The 20902-nt window shown below is 62.2% G+C and carries 19 protein-coding genes; 4 read left to right on the top strand and 15 right to left on the bottom strand.

Features of this window, described 5'->3' with window-relative positions; translation table 11 throughout:
- Positions 1-443 precede the first annotated feature (443 nt).
- Positions 444-2504 (top strand): ATP-dependent helicase, encoded by a 2061-nt coding sequence (locus PZN02_RS27865; protein ID WP_280662176.1) that lies wholly within the window; start codon positions 444-446, stop codon positions 2502-2504.
- A 351-nt stretch (positions 2505-2855) separates the two neighbouring features.
- Here the strand turns inward: PZN02_RS27865 and PZN02_RS27860 are convergent, their stop codons facing one another.
- A complete protein-coding gene (locus PZN02_RS27860) occupies positions 2856-3272 on the bottom strand; it encodes an EF-hand domain-containing protein (protein WP_280662175.1) in 417 nt (138 codons plus the stop codon).
- A 443-nt stretch (positions 3273-3715) separates the two neighbouring features.
- Here PZN02_RS27860 and nuoH point away from each other — a divergent pair, with 443 nt between their 5' ends.
- The 3 genes from nuoH (at position 3716) to PZN02_RS27845 (ending at position 5966) form a co-directional block, all read left to right on the top strand.
- On the top strand, positions 3716-4702 hold the full coding sequence (gene nuoH, locus PZN02_RS27855) for an NADH-quinone oxidoreductase subunit NuoH (protein ID WP_280662174.1): 987 nt from the start codon (positions 3716-3718) through the stop codon (positions 4700-4702).
- A gap of 116 nt (positions 4703-4818) precedes the next feature.
- Positions 4819-5385 (top strand): NADH-quinone oxidoreductase subunit I, encoded by a 567-nt coding sequence (locus tag PZN02_RS27850; RefSeq protein WP_280662173.1) that lies wholly within the window; start codon positions 4819-4821, stop codon positions 5383-5385.
- A gap of 140 nt (positions 5386-5525) precedes the next feature.
- A complete protein-coding gene (locus PZN02_RS27845; RefSeq protein ID WP_280662172.1) occupies positions 5526-5966 on the top strand; it encodes a CBS domain-containing protein in 441 nt (146 codons plus the stop codon).
- A gap of 130 nt (positions 5967-6096) precedes the next feature.
- On the opposite strand, the gene nuoG is transcribed toward PZN02_RS27845, so the two are convergent.
- From nuoG to PZN02_RS27775, 14 genes are all read right to left on the bottom strand, one after another.
- A complete protein-coding gene (gene nuoG, locus PZN02_RS27840) occupies positions 6097-8685 on the bottom strand; it encodes an NADH-quinone oxidoreductase subunit NuoG (RefSeq protein WP_280662171.1) in 2589 nt (862 codons plus the stop codon).
- A gap of 78 nt (positions 8686-8763) precedes the next feature.
- Positions 8764-10029, bottom strand: coding sequence for an NADH-quinone oxidoreductase subunit NuoF (gene nuoF / locus PZN02_RS27835; RefSeq protein WP_280662170.1), 1266 nt, complete (start codon positions 10027-10029; stop codon positions 8764-8766).
- Positions 10030-10033: 4 nt separating this feature from the next.
- Positions 10034-10546, bottom strand: a complete 513-nt coding sequence (nuoE, locus tag PZN02_RS27830; protein WP_280662169.1) for an NADH-quinone oxidoreductase subunit NuoE — start codon at positions 10544-10546, stop codon at positions 10034-10036.
- Positions 10547-10560: 14 nt separating this feature from the next.
- A complete protein-coding gene (gene nuoD / locus PZN02_RS27825; protein WP_280662168.1) occupies positions 10561-11775 on the bottom strand; it encodes an NADH dehydrogenase (quinone) subunit D in 1215 nt (404 codons plus the stop codon).
- Between the two features lie 78 nt (positions 11776-11853).
- Positions 11854-12390 carry an NADH-quinone oxidoreductase subunit C gene (locus PZN02_RS27820; RefSeq protein ID WP_280662167.1) on the bottom strand — a complete coding sequence of 179 codons (537 nt, stop codon included), beginning with the start codon at positions 12388-12390 and terminating at the stop codon, positions 11854-11856.
- Positions 12387-12890: a NuoB/complex I 20 kDa subunit family protein gene (locus PZN02_RS27815; RefSeq protein WP_280662166.1), complete on the bottom strand. Its 504-nt coding sequence runs from the start codon at positions 12888-12890 to the stop codon at positions 12387-12389. Before PZN02_RS27815 ends, PZN02_RS27820 begins: the two co-directional genes overlap by 4 nt.
- Entirely contained in the window at positions 12878-13243 is a 366-nt protein-coding gene (locus tag PZN02_RS27810) for an NADH-quinone oxidoreductase subunit A (RefSeq protein ID WP_280662165.1), read from the bottom strand. Before PZN02_RS27810 ends, PZN02_RS27815 begins: the two co-directional genes overlap by 13 nt.
- A gap of 194 nt (positions 13244-13437) precedes the next feature.
- Positions 13438-14877: an NADH-quinone oxidoreductase subunit N gene (locus tag PZN02_RS27805; RefSeq protein ID WP_280662164.1), complete on the bottom strand. Its 1440-nt coding sequence runs from the start codon at positions 14875-14877 to the stop codon at positions 13438-13440.
- Positions 14874-16349, bottom strand: coding sequence for an NADH-quinone oxidoreductase subunit M (locus PZN02_RS27800; protein ID WP_280662163.1), 1476 nt, complete (start codon positions 16347-16349; stop codon positions 14874-14876). The genes PZN02_RS27805 and PZN02_RS27800 overlap by 4 nt, the downstream gene beginning before the upstream one ends.
- Positions 16350-16357: 8 nt before the next feature.
- Complete coding sequence (locus PZN02_RS27795) at positions 16358-18133, bottom strand: Na(+)/H(+) antiporter subunit D (RefSeq protein ID WP_280662162.1); 1776 nt, start codon at positions 18131-18133, stop codon at positions 16358-16360.
- A complete protein-coding gene (locus PZN02_RS27790) occupies positions 18126-18380 on the bottom strand; it encodes a hypothetical protein (protein ID WP_280662161.1) in 255 nt (84 codons plus the stop codon). Before PZN02_RS27790 ends, PZN02_RS27795 begins: the two co-directional genes overlap by 8 nt.
- Complete coding sequence (locus tag PZN02_RS27785; protein WP_280662160.1) at positions 18377-19840, bottom strand: monovalent cation/H+ antiporter subunit D family protein; 1464 nt, start codon at positions 19838-19840, stop codon at positions 18377-18379. The genes PZN02_RS27790 and PZN02_RS27785 overlap by 4 nt, the downstream gene beginning before the upstream one ends.
- 4 nt (positions 19841-19844) lie before the next feature.
- A complete protein-coding gene (nuoK, locus tag PZN02_RS27780; RefSeq protein WP_136504789.1) occupies positions 19845-20147 on the bottom strand; it encodes an NADH-quinone oxidoreductase subunit NuoK in 303 nt (100 codons plus the stop codon).
- A complete protein-coding gene (locus PZN02_RS27775) occupies positions 20147-20647 on the bottom strand; it encodes an NADH-quinone oxidoreductase subunit J (protein ID WP_280662159.1) in 501 nt (166 codons plus the stop codon). Before PZN02_RS27775 ends, nuoK begins: the two co-directional genes overlap by 1 nt.
- Positions 20648-20902 lie beyond the last annotated feature (255 nt).

The raw sequence follows: 20902 nt of genomic DNA, 5'->3' as shown, positions 1-20902 counted from the left end.
GGAAGTGTCGGCATCAGGCTCCAGTTGACCGTCGTCAGATTGCCAGAACGCGCGGTGGTGGCACATCCTTGATGGCCATTGCAGGCATGCTGAAATGTCGGCGATGCGGAAATGGCGAGGGAAATGAGCTGTTGCTCGGCAGGCTCCCGCGCGATTGAGGTCGGGAGCGGCAACGTGCGTGCGCATCGTTATCCGCCGAATGTGGCCCAATGTGGTGAGGGAGCCGAGCCGGCCGTTCTAACAATGGCCGCTGCATGTTTGCCGCAATTCGGGGTGTGCCCGCGACCTTTGTGCGTCTTAAAAAGCCGCGCACCGCCGTAGAAATGTTCATTTGCTGGGGGCTTTTGCCACGCTTGTCCTTTTTCAGCTTGACGTCACCCACTGCCGACGGCGATCAGCTATGTGCTGAGCCGGACTCATTGCGGAACGAACATGGCAGGCGAATGAGCGCAGCTTACCTTGAAAAACTGAACGACAGGCAGCGCCGCGCCGTCGAACATGGTATCGGACCGGACCACGGCATTGTCGGCGGACCATTGCTGATTATCGCCGGAGCGGGATCGGGGAAGACCAACACGCTGGCTCACCGGGTCGCTCACCTGATCGTCAATGGAGCAGATCCCCGCCGCATCCTTCTCATGACCTTTTCGCGCAGGGCCGCGGCTGAAATGTCGCGCCGTGTCGAGCGCATCTGTGCCCAGGTACTTGGTGCCGGCTCCGGCGTGATGACGGACGCCCTCGCCTGGGCCGGCACATTTCACGGCATCGGGGCGCGCCTGCTGAGAATCTATGCCGAACAGATCGGCCTGAACGTTGATTTCACCGTCCACGACCGGGAGGACAGCGCCGACCTGATGAACCTCGTCCGCCACGAGCTCGGATTCTCGAAGACCGAAAGCAGGTTTCCGACGAAGGGCACGTGCCTGGCGATCTACTCGCGGACGGTGAATTCGCAGCTGCCGCTGAACGACGTGCTCCGGAATTGGTATCCATGGGTTTCCGGCTGGGAGGACCAGTTGAAGGCGCTGTTCGCCGGATACGTCGAAGCCAAGCAGGCGCAGAACGTTCTCGACTACGACGACCTGCTTCTCTATTGGGAGCAGATGGTGACCGACCCATCACTCGCCATCGATATCGGCGGCCGGTTCGACCATGTGCTTGTGGACGAATACCAGGACACCAACAAGCTGCAGTCTTCGGTCCTGATGGCGCTGAAGCCCGGCGGGCGCGGCCTGACGGTCGTCGGCGACGACGCGCAGTCCATCTATTCCTTTCGGGCGGCGACCGTTCGCAACATCCTCGATTTTCCGAAGGAGTTCTCCCCGCCTGCCGACGTCATCACGCTCGATCGGAACTACCGTTCGACGCAAACGATCCTTGCGGCCGCCAATGGCGTCATCGAGCTTGCACGCGAGCGGTTCACCAAGAATCTCTGGACGGACAGACAGTCGGCGGAGCGTCCGAAGCTGCTGACGGTCAAGGATGAGAGCGATCAGGCGAACTATATCGTCGAGCAGGTCCTCGCCAACCGTGAGACTGGAATGCGTTTGAAGCAGCAGGCCGTTCTGTTTCGCGCCTCGAACCACAGCGGTCCTCTCGAGGTGGAGCTCACCCGCCGCAACATCCCCTTCGTGAAGTTCGGTGGTCTCAAATTCCTCGACTCGGCCCATGTGAAGGACATGCTCGCGGTGCTGCGTTTCGCACAGAACCCACGTGACCGCGTCGCCGGATTTCGGCTGCTTCAGATGCTCCCCGGAATCGGGCCACAAACCGCCGGCAAGATCCTGGACGCGATCGCGGCCGACCCCGAGCCGCTGATGGCGCTCGGCGAGGTCCCTTCTCCGCCCAAGAGCGGGGACGACTGGGCGCGTCTCGTAGAACTGCTTCAGGGCCTCCGCCGGTCCGGGTGGCCCGCGGAAATCGCCATGGTGCGCACCTGGTACGAGCCGCATCTCGATCGCATCCACGAGGACGGCGAGACACGGAAGGCCGATCTTCTGCAACTTGAGCAGATCGCTTCCGGCTATCCGAGCCGCGAACGTTTTCTGACGGAACTGACGCTCGATCCACCGGATGCGACCAGCGACCAGGCGGGCGTGCCGCTTCTCGACGAGGACTATCTGATCCTGTCGACCATTCATTCAGCCAAAGGACAGGAATGGCGCGCCGTCTTCATGCTCAACGTGGTCGACGGCTGCATTCCGTCTGACCTCGCAACTGGGACGACGCATGATCTCGAAGAAGAGCGGCGGCTGCTCTATGTCGGGATGACCCGCGCCAAGGACAGCCTGACGCTGGTGGTCCCGCAGCGCTTCTTCACCGGTGGCCAGCACGCCCAGGGCGATCGCCATGTCTATGCGAGCCGGACGCGCTTTATTCCTGCGACGCTCCTGCAATTCTTCGAGACCGCAACATGGCCCCTGGCCAGCCCGACGACCGGTGAGCGCAACGCTCTGCAGATCCGGCTCGACGTCGCCGCGCGCATGCGCGGCATGTGGAAATAGAGGCCAATCGCAATTCCGCCACGCGTAAAAGGAATCGGCGGGCGGAATGCATGCCGCCTTTCAAGCGTCAATTGGCAGCGACGGTCACCAAGGAGGACAAAGCTCCATCCGCAAGAGATGCCTTGCCAAGACCGAACATCCTTCCGGTCCGCGCGCTATGAGGAAAGCGCGAGCGGTTTTCACCCGCGCTAACTCTTCAGACTCGATCACGTTCAGGATTTTGGGTCGCTTCGACCCAAATCATCGTGACCTGCATGTCGCCCAAAAGTGTGCAGCGGTTTTGGGACAACGACATGCATAAAAACAAGGACCTAAAGCGCGTCGCATGAGTCCGATTGAACGCGACGCGCTTTAGGACCGCATGAATGCCTGAATCTCTTCGGTAGAAACCTTGCCGTCCTTGTTGGTATCTACGTTGTCGAAGATTCGTTTGTGGATAGCCGTCACCTCATCGAAAGAGAGGCTGCCGTCTCCATCCGCATCGGCGATGGCGAACATTATCTTCATCATGTGCCCGCGCATGGCCATCATCGGCATGCGCCCCATCATGCCCCTACCCATCATATCCTGGCCCATCATGTCCCGCTCGCGCGGCTGATCGCCTTCCCTCATCCTGCCTTCGGGGCTGGAGGACTGCGCCTCCGCTTCGGGTGACGCCTCGGGCCGACGCTCTTCGCTCTCGGTGGTTTGCGCACTAGCGCCAGCAGTTGCGCCAAGGGCGATGAGACCGGCAACAGCGGCCGAACGCAGTAATCCAGTCGGTATCATGGACTCCTCCTTCCCGTCAGGGCCTTCAGAACCGTTCGAAGCCACCGGCGTTCGTCGCCGATGGCCGATGACCCGCGGTATTATATCCTAGATCGGCGACAGCCTCGCGACCTTGCACCGGATCAAATTGTCGGGAAAAGTCGCCTATGGGATCGTTGACTCTCGCGCGCTGGTGACGCCCGGAGCCGACATGCCGCAGGCCGCCGCGGCAGAACTGTCGTGGCATTGTGTGTCGTGCCCCGCCGTTGTACCCTGCAGCTACAGCGCCGTGCGTCCTTTCAGACGCACAATGGCCGCTGTAGCCCTTTGAATTACTGCATGTTTTTATCCCGAAATCGGCTATGATTTAAGGAAACATGCAATAGACAAGCGCGCAGATTGCCAGTGCATGGCCGGCGCCAAAATCCGGCCACGTGTTTCAACCGTTGGATAAAGCCGCGGACATGGAACTTATCGTCGCCCTTGGCGTGATCGTCTTCAAGATCGCATTGCTGATCGCGATGCTGCTGCTCTTGCCCTTGCCGCTGACCTGGCTGGAACGCAAGATCGCCGGGCACATGCAGCAACGGATGGGGCCGATGCGCGTCGGGTGGCACGGACTGTTGCAACCGTTGGCGGACGGCATCAAGCTCCTGACCAAAGAGGACCACATCCCGGCCGAAGCCGACCGCTTCCTGTTTAAGCTGGCGCCGATCCTCGCGCTCGCCCCGCCCTTTGTGGTGTTCGTCGCGATCCCCTTCGGCGAGACCGTCTCGGTGCTCGGCAACGAGATCTCGCTTTACGTTTCCAATATGAACGTGGCGTTGCTTTTCGTCTTCGCGGTGATCGGGCTCGAGGTTTATGGCGTCATCTTCGGCGGCTGGGCCGCGAACAGCAAATATGCGGTGCTGGGCAGCCTCAGGACCTGCGCGCAGATGATCAGCTACGAGATCCCGATGGGGTTCGCTGTCATCGGCGTGGTGATGCTGGCGCAATCCATGAGCCTTCTGGATATCGTCCGGGCTCAGGCCGATGTTTGGAACATCGTTTACCAACCAGTCGGGTTCTTCGTGTTCTTCGTTGCGGGGCTGGCTGAAGCGCAGCGCATTCCCTTCGACCTGGCGGAAGCGGAAGGCGATCTGGGGGCCGGATTCCACACCGAATACAGCGGCATCCGATTCGCATTCTTCATGATCAGCGAATACGTCATCATGCTGCTCGTGTCGGTCCTTTCGGTCATCCTGTTCTTTGGAGGCTGGAACGGTGTGCTGATCCCATTGCCGCCGCTCCTCTGGTTCATGCTCAAGGTGGCGTTCTTCGTCTATCTGTTCATGTGGTTTCGCTTCACCTTCCCGCGCTATCGCTACGACCAGCTGATGGCGATCGGGTGGAAGGTCTTGCTTCCTCTGTCGATGGCGAACATAATTATTACAGGTATTGTATTCTCCTAGGGGCCGGGAGCGGCTCCCTGCAGCGTCTCCGACGAACCAAGGTCGCTGTAGCACTTTGAAAGGCCGCATATCTTCTCCTCGGTCGGATCCAGGAGACATGCGGCAGCGGGGCGGCGATGTCGCGCGCACGGGACAGAACTGGAACATGGATTGGCTGGGCGTTCTTCTCCGATCTGTCGAGCGCCCTGGCGCTGACACTTGGCTACATGTTCTCCAGAACCGTGACCATGCAGTACCCGGACAAGGAGAAATGGCTGCCCTATTCGCGTTATCGCGGGCATCACTTCCTCAAGCGTGACGAAGAGGGCGAGATCAAGTGCGTGGCCTGCGAACTCTGCGCGCGGATCTGTCCCTGCGACTGCATCGAAGTCGTTCCCTATGAGGACGAGAAGGGCAACCGGCGACCGGCCAAATTCGAGATCGACACGGCCCGATGCCTGTTCTGCGGGTTGTGCGAGGACGCCTGTCCGGCGGATGCGATCGCTCTTGGCCAACAATATGAATTCTCGAGTTTTTCCTCGCGCGACCTGGTGATCGGGCGTGACGACCTGCTCGCCAAGCCCGGCAAGGCGGCGACCGGTGGCGGCGTGGTTGCCGCTCGCCTTGACACGAAGAAGGACGTTCTGGTGGAGTCGAGCGAGGCGCAGGGTTACAACTGGTGGCGAAATATCCGCCGAACGTGAGCACGCCAGCTGTCAACCCCGGGGCGACCGCACGACTCCTTAAATCGCAGGCGATTTAGGAGTAAAATCGTGCGCCAGTTCAAAGTGCTACGGCGACTTTTGTGCGTCTGACGCACCGCGCTGCAGGGCAGGAGGCTTAAATGTTTGTCGGCGATATCGTGAAGAACAAGGGCGTCGGGGTCATTGCGGTCACCCCTTCTCACACTATGGTGGAAGTGCTGCGGCTGTTTCGCGAAAGCAATATCGGCTTCGTAGTCGTCAGCCGCGCCCCCGGAGAATACCTGGGTACGCTTTCGGAACGGGATTGCTGCAACGCATTGGCGGAATACGGGGCCGAGGCGGCGACGATGCGGGCTGTTGACATCATGAACCGCAGTGTCGCGACCTGTTCGACACAGGATTTGCTGCCCTACGTGATGGCGATGATGACCCAACGGCGTACACGCCACGTGCTCGTGCTCGAAGGCGACAGCGTTGTCGGCGTGGTCAGCATCGGCGACGTGGTCAAGCACAGGCTCGACGAAGCGTTGCGCACGGAGCAGGACCTGCAGGATTACATTTGCGGGAACCGCTATCACTGACGAGAGCAGGTGCGGCACGCCTCCTTCGAGAGGAATCACATCGACACTCGGGAGAGCGGGGGGTGCTCTGCTCGGCAACTCCAAGATGCTACCCCACGCGGCGTCCCCGGGTGGTCGCGCAACGATCCGATCAAATCCGATCTTGCTCAATGGCGGAGCCCGTGGAAGCAGCGCTCTCGAAGACCGGTGCGGCCTCGCGCACTTCCACAGGACATGGATATTCATCCCGCCGCATCAGGCTGTTGAGACGCAGCGCGCTGTAGTTCTCGGGCACAAACACGAGGCCGCTCGGAAAGCGCCGGTTGACCTTGAGCTTTGCCGTCAGTTCACCCTGAGCGGAACGCGCCACCACCGGGGCGCCATCCGAAAGGCCAAGCTTAGCGGCATCCTCAGCGCTCATTTCGACATAGGGATCGTCCGCAACGGTATTCAGGATTTCCGAGCGTTCGGAAAGATATCCGTTGTGGAACAGGCAGTTGCCTGTCACCAGCACGAGCCCGTCGGTTGATGTCGGGGCAGGCGGCGGCGGGAAGAATTTGCCAGCCGCTGGCATCGGCACCGCCTTGGTGAAGGCGCCGTCGGCGCCGAGCCCACCCTCAGTCAACCCCTGATAGGCTGGAACCAGCCGGGCAATCTCGTCGAAAATCTCGCCTTGCGTCGAAGGCTGAAGCAGTTCCTTGCGGAGCGCCGCGACGAAATCGAAGATCGCCAGATTGCCTCGCGCCTCGAAGGCTGGTTCGCGGAATTTGCGAACCGTCTGAAGCCGGCCCTCGTTGTTGGTGAACGTGCCGGCTTCCTCGCCGAAACCCGCCGCGGGCAGGACGACCTCCGCCAGGCCCGCAGTCTCCGTCAGGAAGGTGTCCTGCACGATCAGGAGATCGGCGGCGCTAAGCGCACGCGTCACGAAATCCCGGTCGGGAAAGGCGATCAGAGGGTCGGTTCCGGCGACGTAGAGCGCGCCCATCCGCCCGTCGACGCAGAGCTCCAGCATCGCGTCGAGACCGGCGCCCGGTTCGGACGGAAGCTCGGTGCCCCAGGCCCGTTCGAGAGTTGCGCGCGCCGCATCGTCGGTGACCGCGCCCGGCCCCGGCAGCGCCGCCGGCAGAACCCCCATGTCCCAGGCGCCCATCTGGTTGGCGCGGTCGAAGAGAAACTGCATCGCCGGGCCCTTGCCGAGCAGGTGGAGGACCTTGAGCAGGTTGTTGAGCTGTTGCAGTGTCGCGCGTGCTTCGGGTGATCTCAGAAGGTCGATGCTGACAAGAACGCTGACACTGCGGCTCTCCTTGAGTGCGGAGGCCAGACGATCCAGCGCGTCGCTGCCGCTGCTCGCCGCTGGACTACGGATTGTCGCGCCGATATCGGCAGAAACGTCGCCCGGCAATGCCTGACCGTCCGCCGCCACGAGCCCGGCCACCACCGCCGCAAGGCTCGCCGCTTCTTCGCCCGGCCGCACGCGAACCACCGTACGGGCATCGGCGTCGAGACGCGACGGCCGCGCCGAGAGCATGAGCAATCCGGTCTGCCGCTGTCGCGCGGCATCCCTGAGCAGGTATTCGGTAACGGGGTTTTCCTCCGTCACATTGCCGCCGATCACCAGCACACAGTCGTTCGCGATCACCTCTTCCAACGGCGCGCGGCTATGGAACCCCGCCACCAGCGGGCCGAGCGCATCGTAGGGCGTAGACCAGCGCGACGAACAGTCGATGTTGTTTGTGCGGAACACCGTCCGCATCAGCTTCTGGAACTGATAGAGCACCTCGTTGGGCAGGCGCGCGGACGCGAGCCCGCCGGCGGCCTTGCTCTCGACGGCCGAGAGGCGCCGGCGCAGGTAGTCGCCGGCCTCATCCCAGGAAACCGGAGTGAGCACGCCATCGCGACGGATCATCGGTCGCTTGATCCGGTCCCGGCTCTCGATGAAGTCGAGGCCGAAGCGCCCGCGCACGCAGAGCGTTTCTCGATTGACCCCGTGCTCCCAGTCCGAGCGGACCCGCATGAACTCGCCCTTGCGTGCTCCGACAGTCAGTTGGCAGCCGGTGCCGCAATGCGGGCAGATGGTGTCGGTCTCGGCGAGATCCCAGGGCCGTGCCTTGTAGCGATAGGGGAAGCTCATCAGCGCGCCGACGGGGCAGACCTCGACGCAGTTGCCGCACTGGTCGCAACTCGCGAGACTGCCCTCGAAACCGGTTACGGCGGTGTCCATCCCCTTTTCGACCGTCCCCAAAGCGACCGCGCCGACGACCTCTTCACACATCCTGACGCAGCGCTGGCACTGGATGCAGCGGTTGACATTCATGATGATGACCGGGCTCAGGCGGATGTCCTTCGAGTGGAACACACGTTTGGGATCGCGGAACTCGCTTTTGCGGGGACCGTAGGCCATCACCATGTCCTGCAGCTCGCACTCTCCGCCCTTGTCGCAGATCGGGCAGTCGAGCGGGTGGTTGGCGAGCAGCATGTCGAGCATGGACGAGCGCGTTTCCTCGATCAGGGGCGTGTTCGTCCTGACCACCATGCCATCGGTGACCGCGGTCGCGCAGGACGGTTGCAACCGCCTGAGACCCTCGATCTCCACCAGGCACATGCGGCACGAGGCAAGTGCCGGCAACCGCTTCCAGTAGCAGAAGGTCGGGATGTCGATGCCCAAACGCTCGGCCGCATTGAGCACCGTGGAGCCAGACTCAACTTCCACCGTTTGACCGTCGATCGTGATACTAACCATACTTCCTCTCAGCCCTGTCCGCGCAGGTCTTGTTTTCATGCATGTCGTTGTCCCAAAAACACTTTTGGGCGACATGCATTAGTGGAACGGGCACCTCCCCTCCTCGATATGGGCGACAAACTCCTCACGAAAATGCTTCAGTGCTGCCCGCAATCCCATCGCCGCGCCGTCGCCCAAGGCACAGAACGTATTGCCGAAAATGCCCTTGCAGAGCATGTCCAGCTGCTCCAGGTCGCCGGGTGCGCCCTCCCCGGCCTCGATCCGACGCAGCACCTTGACGACCCAGTTCAAGCCCTCCCGGCATGGCGTGCACTTGCCGCAGGACTCATGGTGGAAGAATTCGATGATCCGGGTCGCGACCTTGACCATGCAGGTGGAGTCGTCGACCACGATCACGCCGGCCGAACCGAGCATCGATCCGGCGGCAGAGAGCGAGTCGAAATCCATCCCCACTTCGAGCGCGTGCTCCGGGATCACCGGCGCCGAAACTCCGCCCGGGATCACCGCCTTGATCTTTCGTCCCGGCAGCGGCCCGCCGGCGTGCTCCTCGACCAGTTCCTTGAGCGGGATGCCCATCGGCAGCTCGTAGAGGCCGGGTTTGCGCACCTGCCCGCTCACGCAATAGAGCTTCGGACCGGGGCTCTTGTCCGGGCCGATGCCGCGAAACCAGGCAGCGCCGCGTGTCACGATATGCGGCACGCAGGCGAGCGTCTCGACATTGTTGATCACTGTCGGGCTGGCGTAGAGCCCGGCCACGGCCGGAAACGGCGGTTTCAATCGCGGCTGCGCCCGCTTGCCCTCGAGCGACTCGAGCATCGCGGTCTCCTCGCCGCAGATATAGGCGCCGGCGCCACAGTGGATGTGGACAGTGAAATTGAAATCCGTGCCCAGAACGCTCCTTCCCAGGTATCCCTTTTCGTGAGCCTCGGCGATCGCCTGCTCCAGGCGACGGATCGCCGCCACATATTCTCCGCGGATGTAGACATAGGCGGTTTCCGCCCCGATCGCGTAGCCGCTCACCGCCAGCGCCTCGATGAGCTGGTGGGGGTCGCGCTCCATGATGATCCGGTCCTTGAAGGTGCCGGGCTCCCCCTCGTCCGCGTTGCAGCACAGATATTTCGGCTTGTCGGCCCCTTTCGGCACAAAGCTCCACTTCATTCCCGTCGGGAATCCGGCACCGCCGCGACCGCGCAGGTTGGACTGTTTGACGAGCTCGACGACCTCGTCAGGCGTGTATTCGCTGAGCACTTTCCTAAGCGCCTGATAGCCGCCGCCGGCCTCATAGGTCGAAAGCAGATGGCCGTTCGCGACCTCGACATTTTTGAGAAGAACCGGCTCGAACAAGGCGCTACCCTCCCGGCAATGGCTGAGGAGCGTGCTCGATGCCCGCTGCCCGCCCCGCCGCAGCCCGAAGGCTGTCCAGCAGTGCGTCAAGCCGCGCGACATCAAGGTTGCCATGGTAGTCGTCGCCGACCTGCATTACCGGAGCCATCTCGCAGGCACCAAGGCACTCGACGGTCGAAAGGGTGAACAAGCCGTCCGCCGTGGTGTCGCCCTTCTTGATCTTGAGCACCGTTTCCAGATGCGTCAGCAGGTCTTCGGATCCGCACAGCATGCAGGAGACATTGTCGCAGAGCTGCAAGTGGAACCTGCCCACCGGCTCGGTGTGGAAGAGCGTGTAGAAGGTCGCCAGCTCGTAGACCCAGATCCGCTCGACTCCGAGGATGTCGGCGACCTCCTCCAGCACGGGACCGGGCAGATGGCCGTGTTCCTTCTGTGCGATCACAAGCGCGGGCATGATCGCCGAGCGCTGGTCTGGATACGCCGCCGCTGCCTGTTCGATTTTTTCGCGCATGCTCATCGCGTCCAAATCTCCTACTTGTCCACCTCCGCCATGACAGGGTCGAGACTGCCGAGCACGGCGATCATGTCCGCCAGGTAGCGGGCGTTGGTGACCCCGAAGAGCGCCTGAAGATTGACGAACGAGGGTGCCCGCACCTTCATGCGGAACGGTTTTGGCGACCCGTCGCTGATGATGTAGAAGCCGAGCTCGCCCTTCGGCGCCTCGATCGCCGAATAAACCTCGCCGGCCGGCACGTCGAAGCCATAGGCCGACAGGTCGAAATGCTGGATCAACGCCTCCATCGAGCAGTGCACGCGCTCCTTGTCCACCGGGAAGGCGATCGTCGGCATGTCGATCTGGAACGGTCCATCGGGCATCTGGTCGATGCATTGTTCGATGATCCGCATGCTCTCGCGCATCTCTTCGACCCGGCACCACCAGCGCGCATAGCAATCGCCCTCTTCGCGGGTAATGACGTTGAAATCGAGCCGGTCGTAAATTTCATAAGGTTCGTCGCGGCGGATGTCCCAGTCGACACCGGAAGCACGCAGATTCGGACCGCTTAAGCCCAGGTCGATGGCGTCCTCGGGGGAGATCACGCCGATCCCCCGGGTGCGGTTCAGGAACACCCGGTTGTTCTCGAGCAGCCGCTCGTAGTCGCGGATCCGGCTCGGGAAGATGTCGCAGAACTCCCTGATCTTCGGAAGGAAACCGTCGGGCAGGTCTTCGCGCACCCCGCCAACCCTGCAGAAGGAAGTGTGCATGCGCGCGCCGGTGATCATTTCCAGGAGGTCCATGATCATTTCGCGCTCGCGCATCACGTAGAGAAGCGCCGTCATGGCGCCGAGGTCCATAGGCAGCGCGCCGGTGATCAGGAGATGGCCGGAGATCCGCGCCAGTTCGGCCATCAGCACGCGGATATATTGCGCCCGGATCGGCGCCTCTATGCCGAGGAGCTTCTCCACCGCCAATGCGAAGGCCAGGTTGTTCGAAGGCGGACAGAGATAGTCGAGCCGGTCCGTCAGCGGGAAAATCTGGGTATAGGTGAAGCTCTCCGCCAGTTTTTCGGTGCCGCGGTGGAGATAGCCGATATGGGGATCCACGCGCTCGACATACTCGCCATCGAGCTCAAGCACGAGCCGCAGCACCCCATGGGTGCTGGGGTGCTGTGGACCGAGGTTGAGCAGCACTTCCTTGGTATTGAGCGCTTCGCCTTCCGGTCTCATGAGCTCGGTGACTTCGGTCATCTCATCTCTCCGGCGTCAAACGGCCTCCTTCAAATCAGTTCGAGCGGGTTGCGGGCGGACACACTTTCCCCATCCGGCTCAAGGAATCTCCCTGGTGGCAAGGTCGGGCTGCGTCGGCGGCGGGCCTTCGGCGCCAAACGGGTTCAGCTTGTCCTTGTAGCCCCGGAGCGGAAAATCCTTGCGCTGCGGAAAGCCCTCGAAGCCTTCCCACATGTAGATGCGGCGCAGGTCGGGATGCCCCGTAAACCGGATGCCGTACATGTCCCAGGCCTCGCGCTCGTGCCAGTTGGCGGTGCGCCAGACTCCCGTGACCGAGGGAACCTCAGGGGGATCGCCAAGCCGGCACTTGATGCGGATCCGCCATTTGTTCGGCAGCGAATAGAGGTGGTAGACCGCCTCGTAACGCGGCGTCTCGGGATAATGATCGACCCCGCAAATGTCCGAGAGGAAATTGAACTTGAGCGCCGGATCTTCTTTCAGAAACCGGCAGAACTCGACGATCTTGTCCGGAGGAACAGCAAAGACTTCAATGCCGTGCGCGGTGCCTAGATCCTCGATTGCTTCTCCGAAGCGCTCCATGATCGGAGCGCGGTTGAGAGACGGTTCCACCCTCATGACGCTGCAACCCGATCGAGAGGTGTGCCGGTCAACGCGCGGGACTTCTTGATCTTCTCCTGCAACAGGAGGAAGCCGTGCATCAACGCCTCGGGCCGCGGCGGACAGCCGGGCACATGCACATCGACGGGCACGAAGGTTTCCGACCCCTGCACCACGGCGTAGGTGTTATAGACGCCGCCCGAAATGGCGCAGGTACCCATGGCGATCACCCAGCGCGGCTCCGGCATTTGGTCATAGAGCCGCCTGACGACCGGCGCGAATTTCCGAGTGACCGTACCGGCGATGATCATCACGTCGGACTGGCGTGGCGACGGGCGGAACACCACGCCGAACCGGTCGAGATCATAGCGGGCGCAACCGGCCGAGATCATCTCGATGGCGCAGCAGGCGATGCCGAAGGTCTCCGGCCACAATGCCGACCTCCGGCTCCAGCTGATGACGCTGTCGGCCGTGGTGAACAGGACACTGTCGCGGATCGCGTTGTTTACTCCTCCCATTCAAGCGCTCCCTTCAGCCACGCGTAGGCGAAGCCTACGAGAAGCAGCACGATGAAAACGAACATCTCGACAAAACCGACCAGCCCGATCTCCTTCAGGACGACGGCCCAGGGAAAGAGGAACATCGTCTCGACATCGAAGACGACCAGCAGGATCGCGAGGATATAGAACTGGACCCGGAAGCGGCCCCCCGCGGCCTCGCCCGCAGGGTCCATGCCGCATTCGTAGGGCATGTTCTTTGCCGGATAGGGGTTGGAGGGGCGCAGCAGCGAGGAAACAAACAGCGTTGCCCCCGCCACCAGAACAATTCCGGCGACCATGAAAAGAACCGGCAGGAATTCCATTGCCGTCATATCATTACGCCCCGCTCAACGAGGGCTTTGCTCAGTCGCGATATGGGGCCGGTACTGTCGTCGCCCCGAGAAGCAACCTGGGCAATCCTTCGGAGAGTCTATTCTGTCGGGCGGATCATTGCAAATCCAATCGATTTTAAACATTTAGAGCGGGATGCGAGCGGAAAACCGCGCACACTTTTCCTCATCCCTCTCTACCCCCCAGACGCCGACTGTTGAGCAAGCCCAAGGAACCACGCCGGAAATAGCCCGATGCCGATGGTGCCGAGGGCGGTGAAGGCAAGCGTGGCGCGCACCATGGGCGTCAGCGCGGGCTCGAACGCCCTCTCCGGCTCGCGCATGTAGATCACCATGACGATGCGGATGTAGAAGTAGGCGGCGACGGCGCTCAAGAGTACGGCAATCACCGCAAGCATGACGAAACCTCGCTCGACGAGTGCGACCAGCACGTAGAACTTGGCGAAGAAGCCGGCCGTCGGCGGGATGCCAGCGAGCGAGAAGAGATAGAGCAGCATCAGAAGCGCGAGTCCCGGATGCGACTTGGCGAAACCCGCGTAGTCGTCGATGACCTCGCCCGAGAAATCGCCGTTCCGCATCATGATGACGGCGCCGAAAATGCCGAGGTTCATGAAGGCGTAGATCAGCATGTAGAGCATCACGCTGGCGATCCCGTCCTGACCGCCGGCCACCACGCCGAAAATGGCGAAGCCGGCATGGGCGATGCTGGAGTAGGCGAGCAGCCGCTTGAAATTATCCTGCACCAGCGCCACGAAACTGCCGAGCGCCATGGTCACCACCGCGATGACTGCGACGATGATCCATGCGTCCGAGGCGGCGACCAGGGGATTGAGGAATACCCTGAGGATAACCGCGAAGCCCGCCGCCTTCGGCCCCACCGACATGAAGGCTGTGATCGTCGTCGGCGCGCCTTCGTATACGTCCGGCAGCCACATATGGAACGGCACCGCGCCGACCTTGAAGACCAGCCCCGCAACAATGAAGACCACCGCCAGCAGCAATCCGGGATCGAGCGGAGCCCCAGTCACCGCCTGAGCCATCGCATCGAGTTGCGTCGTGCCGGTCAACCCGTAGACCAGCGAGACGCCGTACAGGAAAATCCCGGTCGAGACCGCGCCAAGGATCACGTATTTCAACGCGGCTTCGTTCGAGCGCTGCTCGCGTCGCATGAAGCCCGTCAGCACATAGGTGCAGAGCACCATCAGTTCGAGGCCCACATAGATCGACAGAAGATCTGTCGCCGAGGCCATGATCATCATTCCGAAAAGCGCGAAGAGCAGCAGGACATAGTATTCGCTGCTCGCGATCCCTTCGATATCGGCATATTTTCGCGACAGGAGGAATGTCAGGACGGTCGCCAGGTAGAACACGAGCTTGAAGAAGACCGCGAAGCGGTCGGCGATGAACATGCCGGAGTAGGCCGGCCGCACCTCGTTCGCCAGCAGGAGCGTCGCCAAGGCGGCGATCAGCACGATCGCGACGGAGGCCGAAACAAAGAAATGCTCCTGCCCCTTGCGCACAAGCTGCCCCAGGATCAACAGGATGCAGGCCCCGGTGACCACCACGATCTCGGGCAGGCTTGCAATGATCGATTGGAGAAGCGCGGCGTCGGTCATTGGCCGCTCTCCCTGCCGTGAACTTCAGTCAGCAGATGTGTCACAGAGGCGTCGATGATGGCGAGAAAGGGTTTTGGATAGAGCCCGACCCAGAGCACGAAGACGGCGAGCGGCAGGATCGCCACCATCTCGCGGGCGTTCACGTCGCGGATCTTGGACCGGGCGCCGACGCTGGCCGGACCGAGCGCGACCCTTCTATACATGCCGAGCAGATAGGCGGCGCCCAGCGTCGCACCCAAAACGGCGGCCGCACCGACGGCGAGGTTGGCCGCAAACCCGCCCGATAGCACCAGCAACTCACCCACGAACGAATTCGTTCCCGGCAGCGCCATCGACGACAGGGTGAAGAGGGCAAGAAAGACGGTATAGACCGGCGCCACCTTCATCAGCCCGCCATAGTCGGCGATGCTGCGGGTATGGGTCCGCTCGTAGATCAGGCCGACGAACAGGAACAGAGCGCCCGTCGTCACGCCGTGATTGAACATCTGCAGGATGCCGCCCTCGAGCCCGCGGATGTTCAGCGCGAAAATTCCCATCGTCACGAAGCCCATGTGGCTGATGCTGGAATAGGCCACCAACTTCTTCAGGTCATCCTGCGCGAGCGCAAGCAACCCGCCATAGACGATGGCGAGAGCCGACAGCGCCAGCATCAGCGGCGAAAAATATACCGAGGCCTCCGGCAGCATCGGCAGCGAGAAGCGCAGGAATCCGTAGGCGCCCATCTTCAGGAGCACGCCGGCAAGGATGATGCTGCCCGCCGTCGGCGCCTGCACATGGGCGTCCGGGAGCCAAGTGTGGACCGGGACCATCGGCACCTTGACGGCGAAGGCGATCAGGAAGGCGAAGAACAGCCAGGACTGGATCCGGAACGGCAAGTCCTGCGCCGTCAAAGCGAGGATGTCGAAGGTCTCGCCGCCCTGGAAATAGAGCACGATGACGCCGACGAGGAACAGGAGGCTGCCCGCCAGCGTGTAAAGGAAGAACTTGAACGCGGCATAGACCCGGCCCTCGCCACCCCAGACGCCGATGATCAGGTACATGGGGATCAGCATCGCCTCCCAGAAGACATAGAAGAGAAACAGGTCCAGGCTTAAGAACACCCCGAGCATCAGGGCCTGCATGGCAAGCAGGCTCGCCATGAACGCCGTGACCTTGCGCTCGATCGCGACCCACGAGGCGAGCACCGAGACCGCGCCCAGCAGCGCGGTCAGGAACACGAAGAGCGCGCTGATCCCGTCGACGCCGAGCGCATAGGTGATCCCGAGCGCGGGCACCCACGGCACCTTCTCGGTGAACTGCATCTCGTGGGTGGTCGTGTCGAACCCGGCCAGCAGCACGATCGAGAGCGCGAGATCGAGGACCGTGACAATGAGCGCTGTCCACCGCACCGCATCGTCGCTGCGGAGAAACATCAGAACCGCCGCCCCGGCGACCGGGGTGAATATGATGAGACTGAGCAGCGGAATTCCCATCGCGCCCCCTACCGCCACACCACGGCGAAAACGACGATAGTCGCGATCACACCGGCGATCATCGCCAGCGCGTAGTGAGTGACGACGCCGGTCTGCAGCCGCCTCAGCACCCCGCCGCCGGTAAGGATCGAACGGGCGACGCCGTTTACGACACCATCCACACCATTGAGGTCGAGCCGCAGCCCGGCCCGCGCCGAACCGTGCAGGAAGGGCAGCACCGCAGTCTCCGAAACGTCGCTCGCCGCCTTCTCGTAGCGCGCCAGCGGTTTTTCGGCGAGCCACATGAAGCCTTGTGCGCCCTTGCGGTAGAACCAGTCCGTGTCGAGGCTGATCGTGTTCTCCGGATCGAGCGCCCGCAAGAAAATGACGAAGCCCAATGCCGTGAACATCAGGATACCGAGGCTCTCGGTGACATGGGCGCCCGTATAGGGCTCGAAGTCGACCGGATAAGGCAGAAGCGTATAAAGCGGCCCCGGAAACACGCCGATCGCAATGCAGAGCGCCGCCGCCATGCCCATCGCAACGAGCATGTTGCGGGGCGGCTCCCGCGCCTCGAGCTTTCGGTCCGTGCCGAAAAACATGTAATAGGGCAGCTTGAGCCCGGTATGCAGGAACGTCCCCGACGATGCCATCGTGAGTGCCAGCATCACCAGCGCGCGGTGATCCTGGCCTGCGGCTGCCACCACCATCGACTTGGTGACGAAGCCCGAGAAGAACGGAAAGGCCGAGATCGCGAAGGCGCCGATCATGTAGAGCGCCACGGTCAACGGCATGGTTTTATAAAGTCCGCCAAGCTCGGTGAGCTTGCGCCGCCCGGTGACGTGGATCACTGCCCCGGCCCCCATGAACAGGAGCGCCTTGTAGAGGATATGGGCGAAGGCATGGCTGGTGGCTCCGTTCACCGCCATCTCGGTCCCGATGCCGACGCCCGCCACCATGTAGCCCACCTGGCTGACGATGTGATAGGCGAGCAGCCGCCGACTATCATTCTCCAAGACCGCGTAGACGACACCGTAAAGCGCCATCACCGCGCCGAGCCAGACCAGAAGCTCTGTCCCGGGAAAGGCTCGCGCCAGCACATAGACGGCGGTTTTGGTGGTAAACGCGCTCATGAACACCGCCCCGGTGACGGTCGCTTCCGGATAGGCGTCGGTGAGCCAGGCGTTGAGCGGCGGCACGGCGGCATTGAGCAGGAACCCGGCAAGGATCAGATAGGCGCCAGCACCCATCCCTGCCTCTATCGAGCCCCCCTCCATCGGCCCGAAGAGCAGCGATCCGGCGGCAGCCCCATGGAGAAGGATGCCGCCGAGCAGGACAATGCCGCCGGTGACATGGACCATGAGGTATCGGAATGCGGCGCGGACCGCCTTCTCGCCACCTTGAGCGAAAACCAAGTAGGCCGAGGCGAACGCCATGCCCTCCCAGAAGAGGTAGAGCGTCAGGTAATCGCCGGCGAAGACCACGCCGAGCGCGCTGCCGACATAGACGAACGCCGCCACATGTTGGCCGGCGCGTGTGAGATGCAGCGCGTAGACCATGCCGATCAGTGCCATGATGGTGAAAACCGTGGCAAAGACGATGCTGAGCCTGTCGACTTTCGCGATCAGGATTTCCTGCCCGATGAACGTCGCCGCGCCGTAACTCCCCGGCTCAATGGTGAGCACGGCGAAGAACGCCAGGAGCGGGACCAGCACCAGATAGGCCTTCCGGATTGTCCCGTTCAGGAACGGGATCGGCACAGCGCCAAGAATGAACAGGAGGGCGGGATGGACAAAGTCAGTCATAATAGTCCTCGCGCCGCATGAGCCCGCCCTGATGGCCGAGAAACTTGGAAACGAAAATCAAAAGCACGCAGGAGCCGAAGCCGTAAACGGCCGACCAGCCCGGCAGGCGCTCCCATAGGTATTCGGCATGTTCGCGGGAGACCAGAAAATCGGCGACGACAATCAGAACGAGCACGAGATAGAACAGCCGGCGGCGGCGACTTGCATAGGTCTCGTCGCCAAAGAAATCGACGATGCTTTCGATCATCTGACCACTCCTTCCGCCAGAGCGAGGAAATAGCCGGGGAAGACTCCCATCAACACCGACAGGATGGCGGTCGCGACCAGCGGGATCGTCACCAGCGGAATCTCGCGAATGGCCGCTGGGCTCTCCTGTGCCTCCGCGCCGAAAAAGGCGACATAGCTGACCGGCAGGAAATAGGCGGCATTCAGCACCGAGCTTGCCAGGAGAACGATCAGGAACGCCACCTCCCCAGCCTGGACCGACCCCAGCGTCAGATACCACTTGCTGACGAAGCCCGCGGTCGGCGGCACCCCGATCATGCTGAGCGAGGCGACGAAGAACGCCCCCATCGTCCAGGGCAGCCTGCGGCCGATACCGGCCATGTCGCTGATGTTGCGCTTGCCGGACGCGCAATAGATCGACCCGGCGCAGAAGAAGAGCGTGATCTTGGAGAAGGCGTGCGCCGCGATATGGATGATCCCGCCGACCATGGCGACCGGCGACAATAGAACCGCGCCCAGCACGACGTATGAGAGCTGGCTGACCGTCGAATAGGCGAGCCGCGCCTTCAGGTCGTCCCGCGTCAGCGCATAGACGGACGCCATCAGGATCGTGAACGAAACGAGATAGGCCGTGGCGATACCCAGTCCCAACCCGCCCACCAGCCCCGCGCCGAAGACATGGAACACCACCCTCAGCACGCAGAAGACACCCATCTTGACCACGGCCACTGCATGCAGGAGCGCGCTGACCGGTGTCGGCGCCACCATCGCGGCGGGCAGCCAGGCGTGCATCGGCATCACCGCGGCCTTGGCGAAGCCGAAGAGATAGCAGAAATAAACGACAGTCAGCAGCGCCGCCGGGGCGTTGGCGCCCGCGAGCAGTCCCCCGGGCACGAAGTCAAGCGACCCCGCAATGGCATAGGTCAGCGCCAGCGCGGCAAGAAGCACGCTTTTCGATGCGCCCATCAGATAGACGAGGTATTTGCGGCTGCCCTTCCACCCCTCTTCGTCCTCGTGGTGGTAAACGAGCGGATAGGTGACGAGGCTGAGTACCTCGTAGAAGATCACCAGCGTGAAGAGATTGGCGGCAAAGGCGCCCCCGACAGCCGCCGCGAGGCTCAACGCGAAGCATGCGAAGAATCGGGTCTGCGCGTGCTCGTGGAGGTGCCGCATGTAGCCGATCGAATAGACCGCCGCCACGATCCACAACAGCGACGAGACGGTGGCAAACACCATGCCGAGCGCATCGACCCGGAAGGCGAAGTCGATGCCCGGCAGGATCTCGAAGAGGCGCAGCTCGACAGTTCCGCCCGAAAGCACCGTGGTTGCCATCGAGGCGACGATCGCGAACATGGCGACCGCGGCCAGCGGCGAGACGAGATCGCGGAGTTTTTCGCGCTTGTGCAACAGGAGAACTGAAAGGGCCGCCAGCCCGGCAATGGCGACGGCAAGCAGCGGCCGGATCGAGATCACCGGTTCCAAGCCGCTATCCTTTCATCACGGTCACATCGTCGACCTTGAGGGTAGCCTTGTTCCTCACGAGGGCGACCAGGATGCCAAGGGCGACGGCTACCTCCGCAGCGGTGGTTGCGATGACGAAGATCGCGAAGATCTGTCCGCGGAAATCAGCGTAGTAACGCCCGAAAGCGATGAAATTGATGTTGACCGAGTTGAGCAACAACTCCAGCGACATCAGCACGACCAGAATATTGCGCCTGAGCAGCACGCCCGCCGCCCCGATCACAAACAGGACCACTCCCAGCAAAATGTACCATGAGAGGGGAACCATCAGCCCGGCTCCTTCCGCGCCAGCACGATCGCACCGACAAGGGCGGCCAGGAGGATGACGGAGGCGATTTCGAACGGCAGGAGATAGTCGGCGAAAAGCGCCGTGCTAAGCGCTCTGACCTCATCGCCGCCACGGATGGCGACGGGCTCCGCGACCGAAAAGCGGTCGCTCCAGAGCACCAGCGCGAGCATCTCGACCCCGAGCAGGACAAGCAACACCAGAGCCGGCAGGTTGCCGCCCGGCAAGAAACGCTGCAACACCGCTTCGCGCACGTCGATCATCATGATCACGAAGAGGAACAGGACCATGATCGCGCCGACATAGACGAAGATCTGGATGACCGCGAGCAATGGCGCCCCGAGCAGGACGAAGATCGCGGAGACCTGCAGGAAACACGCCATCAGTGCCAATGCGCTGTGAACGGGATTACGCGCCAGGACCACAGTCAGGGCCGTGATCACGGACACCGCAGCGAACAGAAGAAAGAACCCCTGATCCATCGACGCCGACCCCTCCCACGCGAACTGTCACTCGGCGCGAGGCGGCCGGACTGCGATAGCTCCGCACTTCGGGTGCATTCACAAATTGTGCCCTAGTATCGGATTTTTCACAAGATTATTGACATCGGCCGAGCAAAACCACGGCAGTCAGGAGGTGTCGCAAGCATCGCTCCTCGAACGGGCGCTGCGAGCCGATGGACGATATCTTCGTTCGAATGCCGCCTCTGGATGCCGGAAAGCATTAGTCGACAGGCG

The organism is Sinorhizobium garamanticum (assembly GCF_029892065.1).
Taxonomy (GTDB): Bacteria; Pseudomonadota; Alphaproteobacteria; order Rhizobiales; family Rhizobiaceae; genus Sinorhizobium; species Sinorhizobium garamanticum.
Note: the sequence above shows the minus strand (reverse complement) of the source record. Positions and strands in the feature narration are given on the sequence as shown.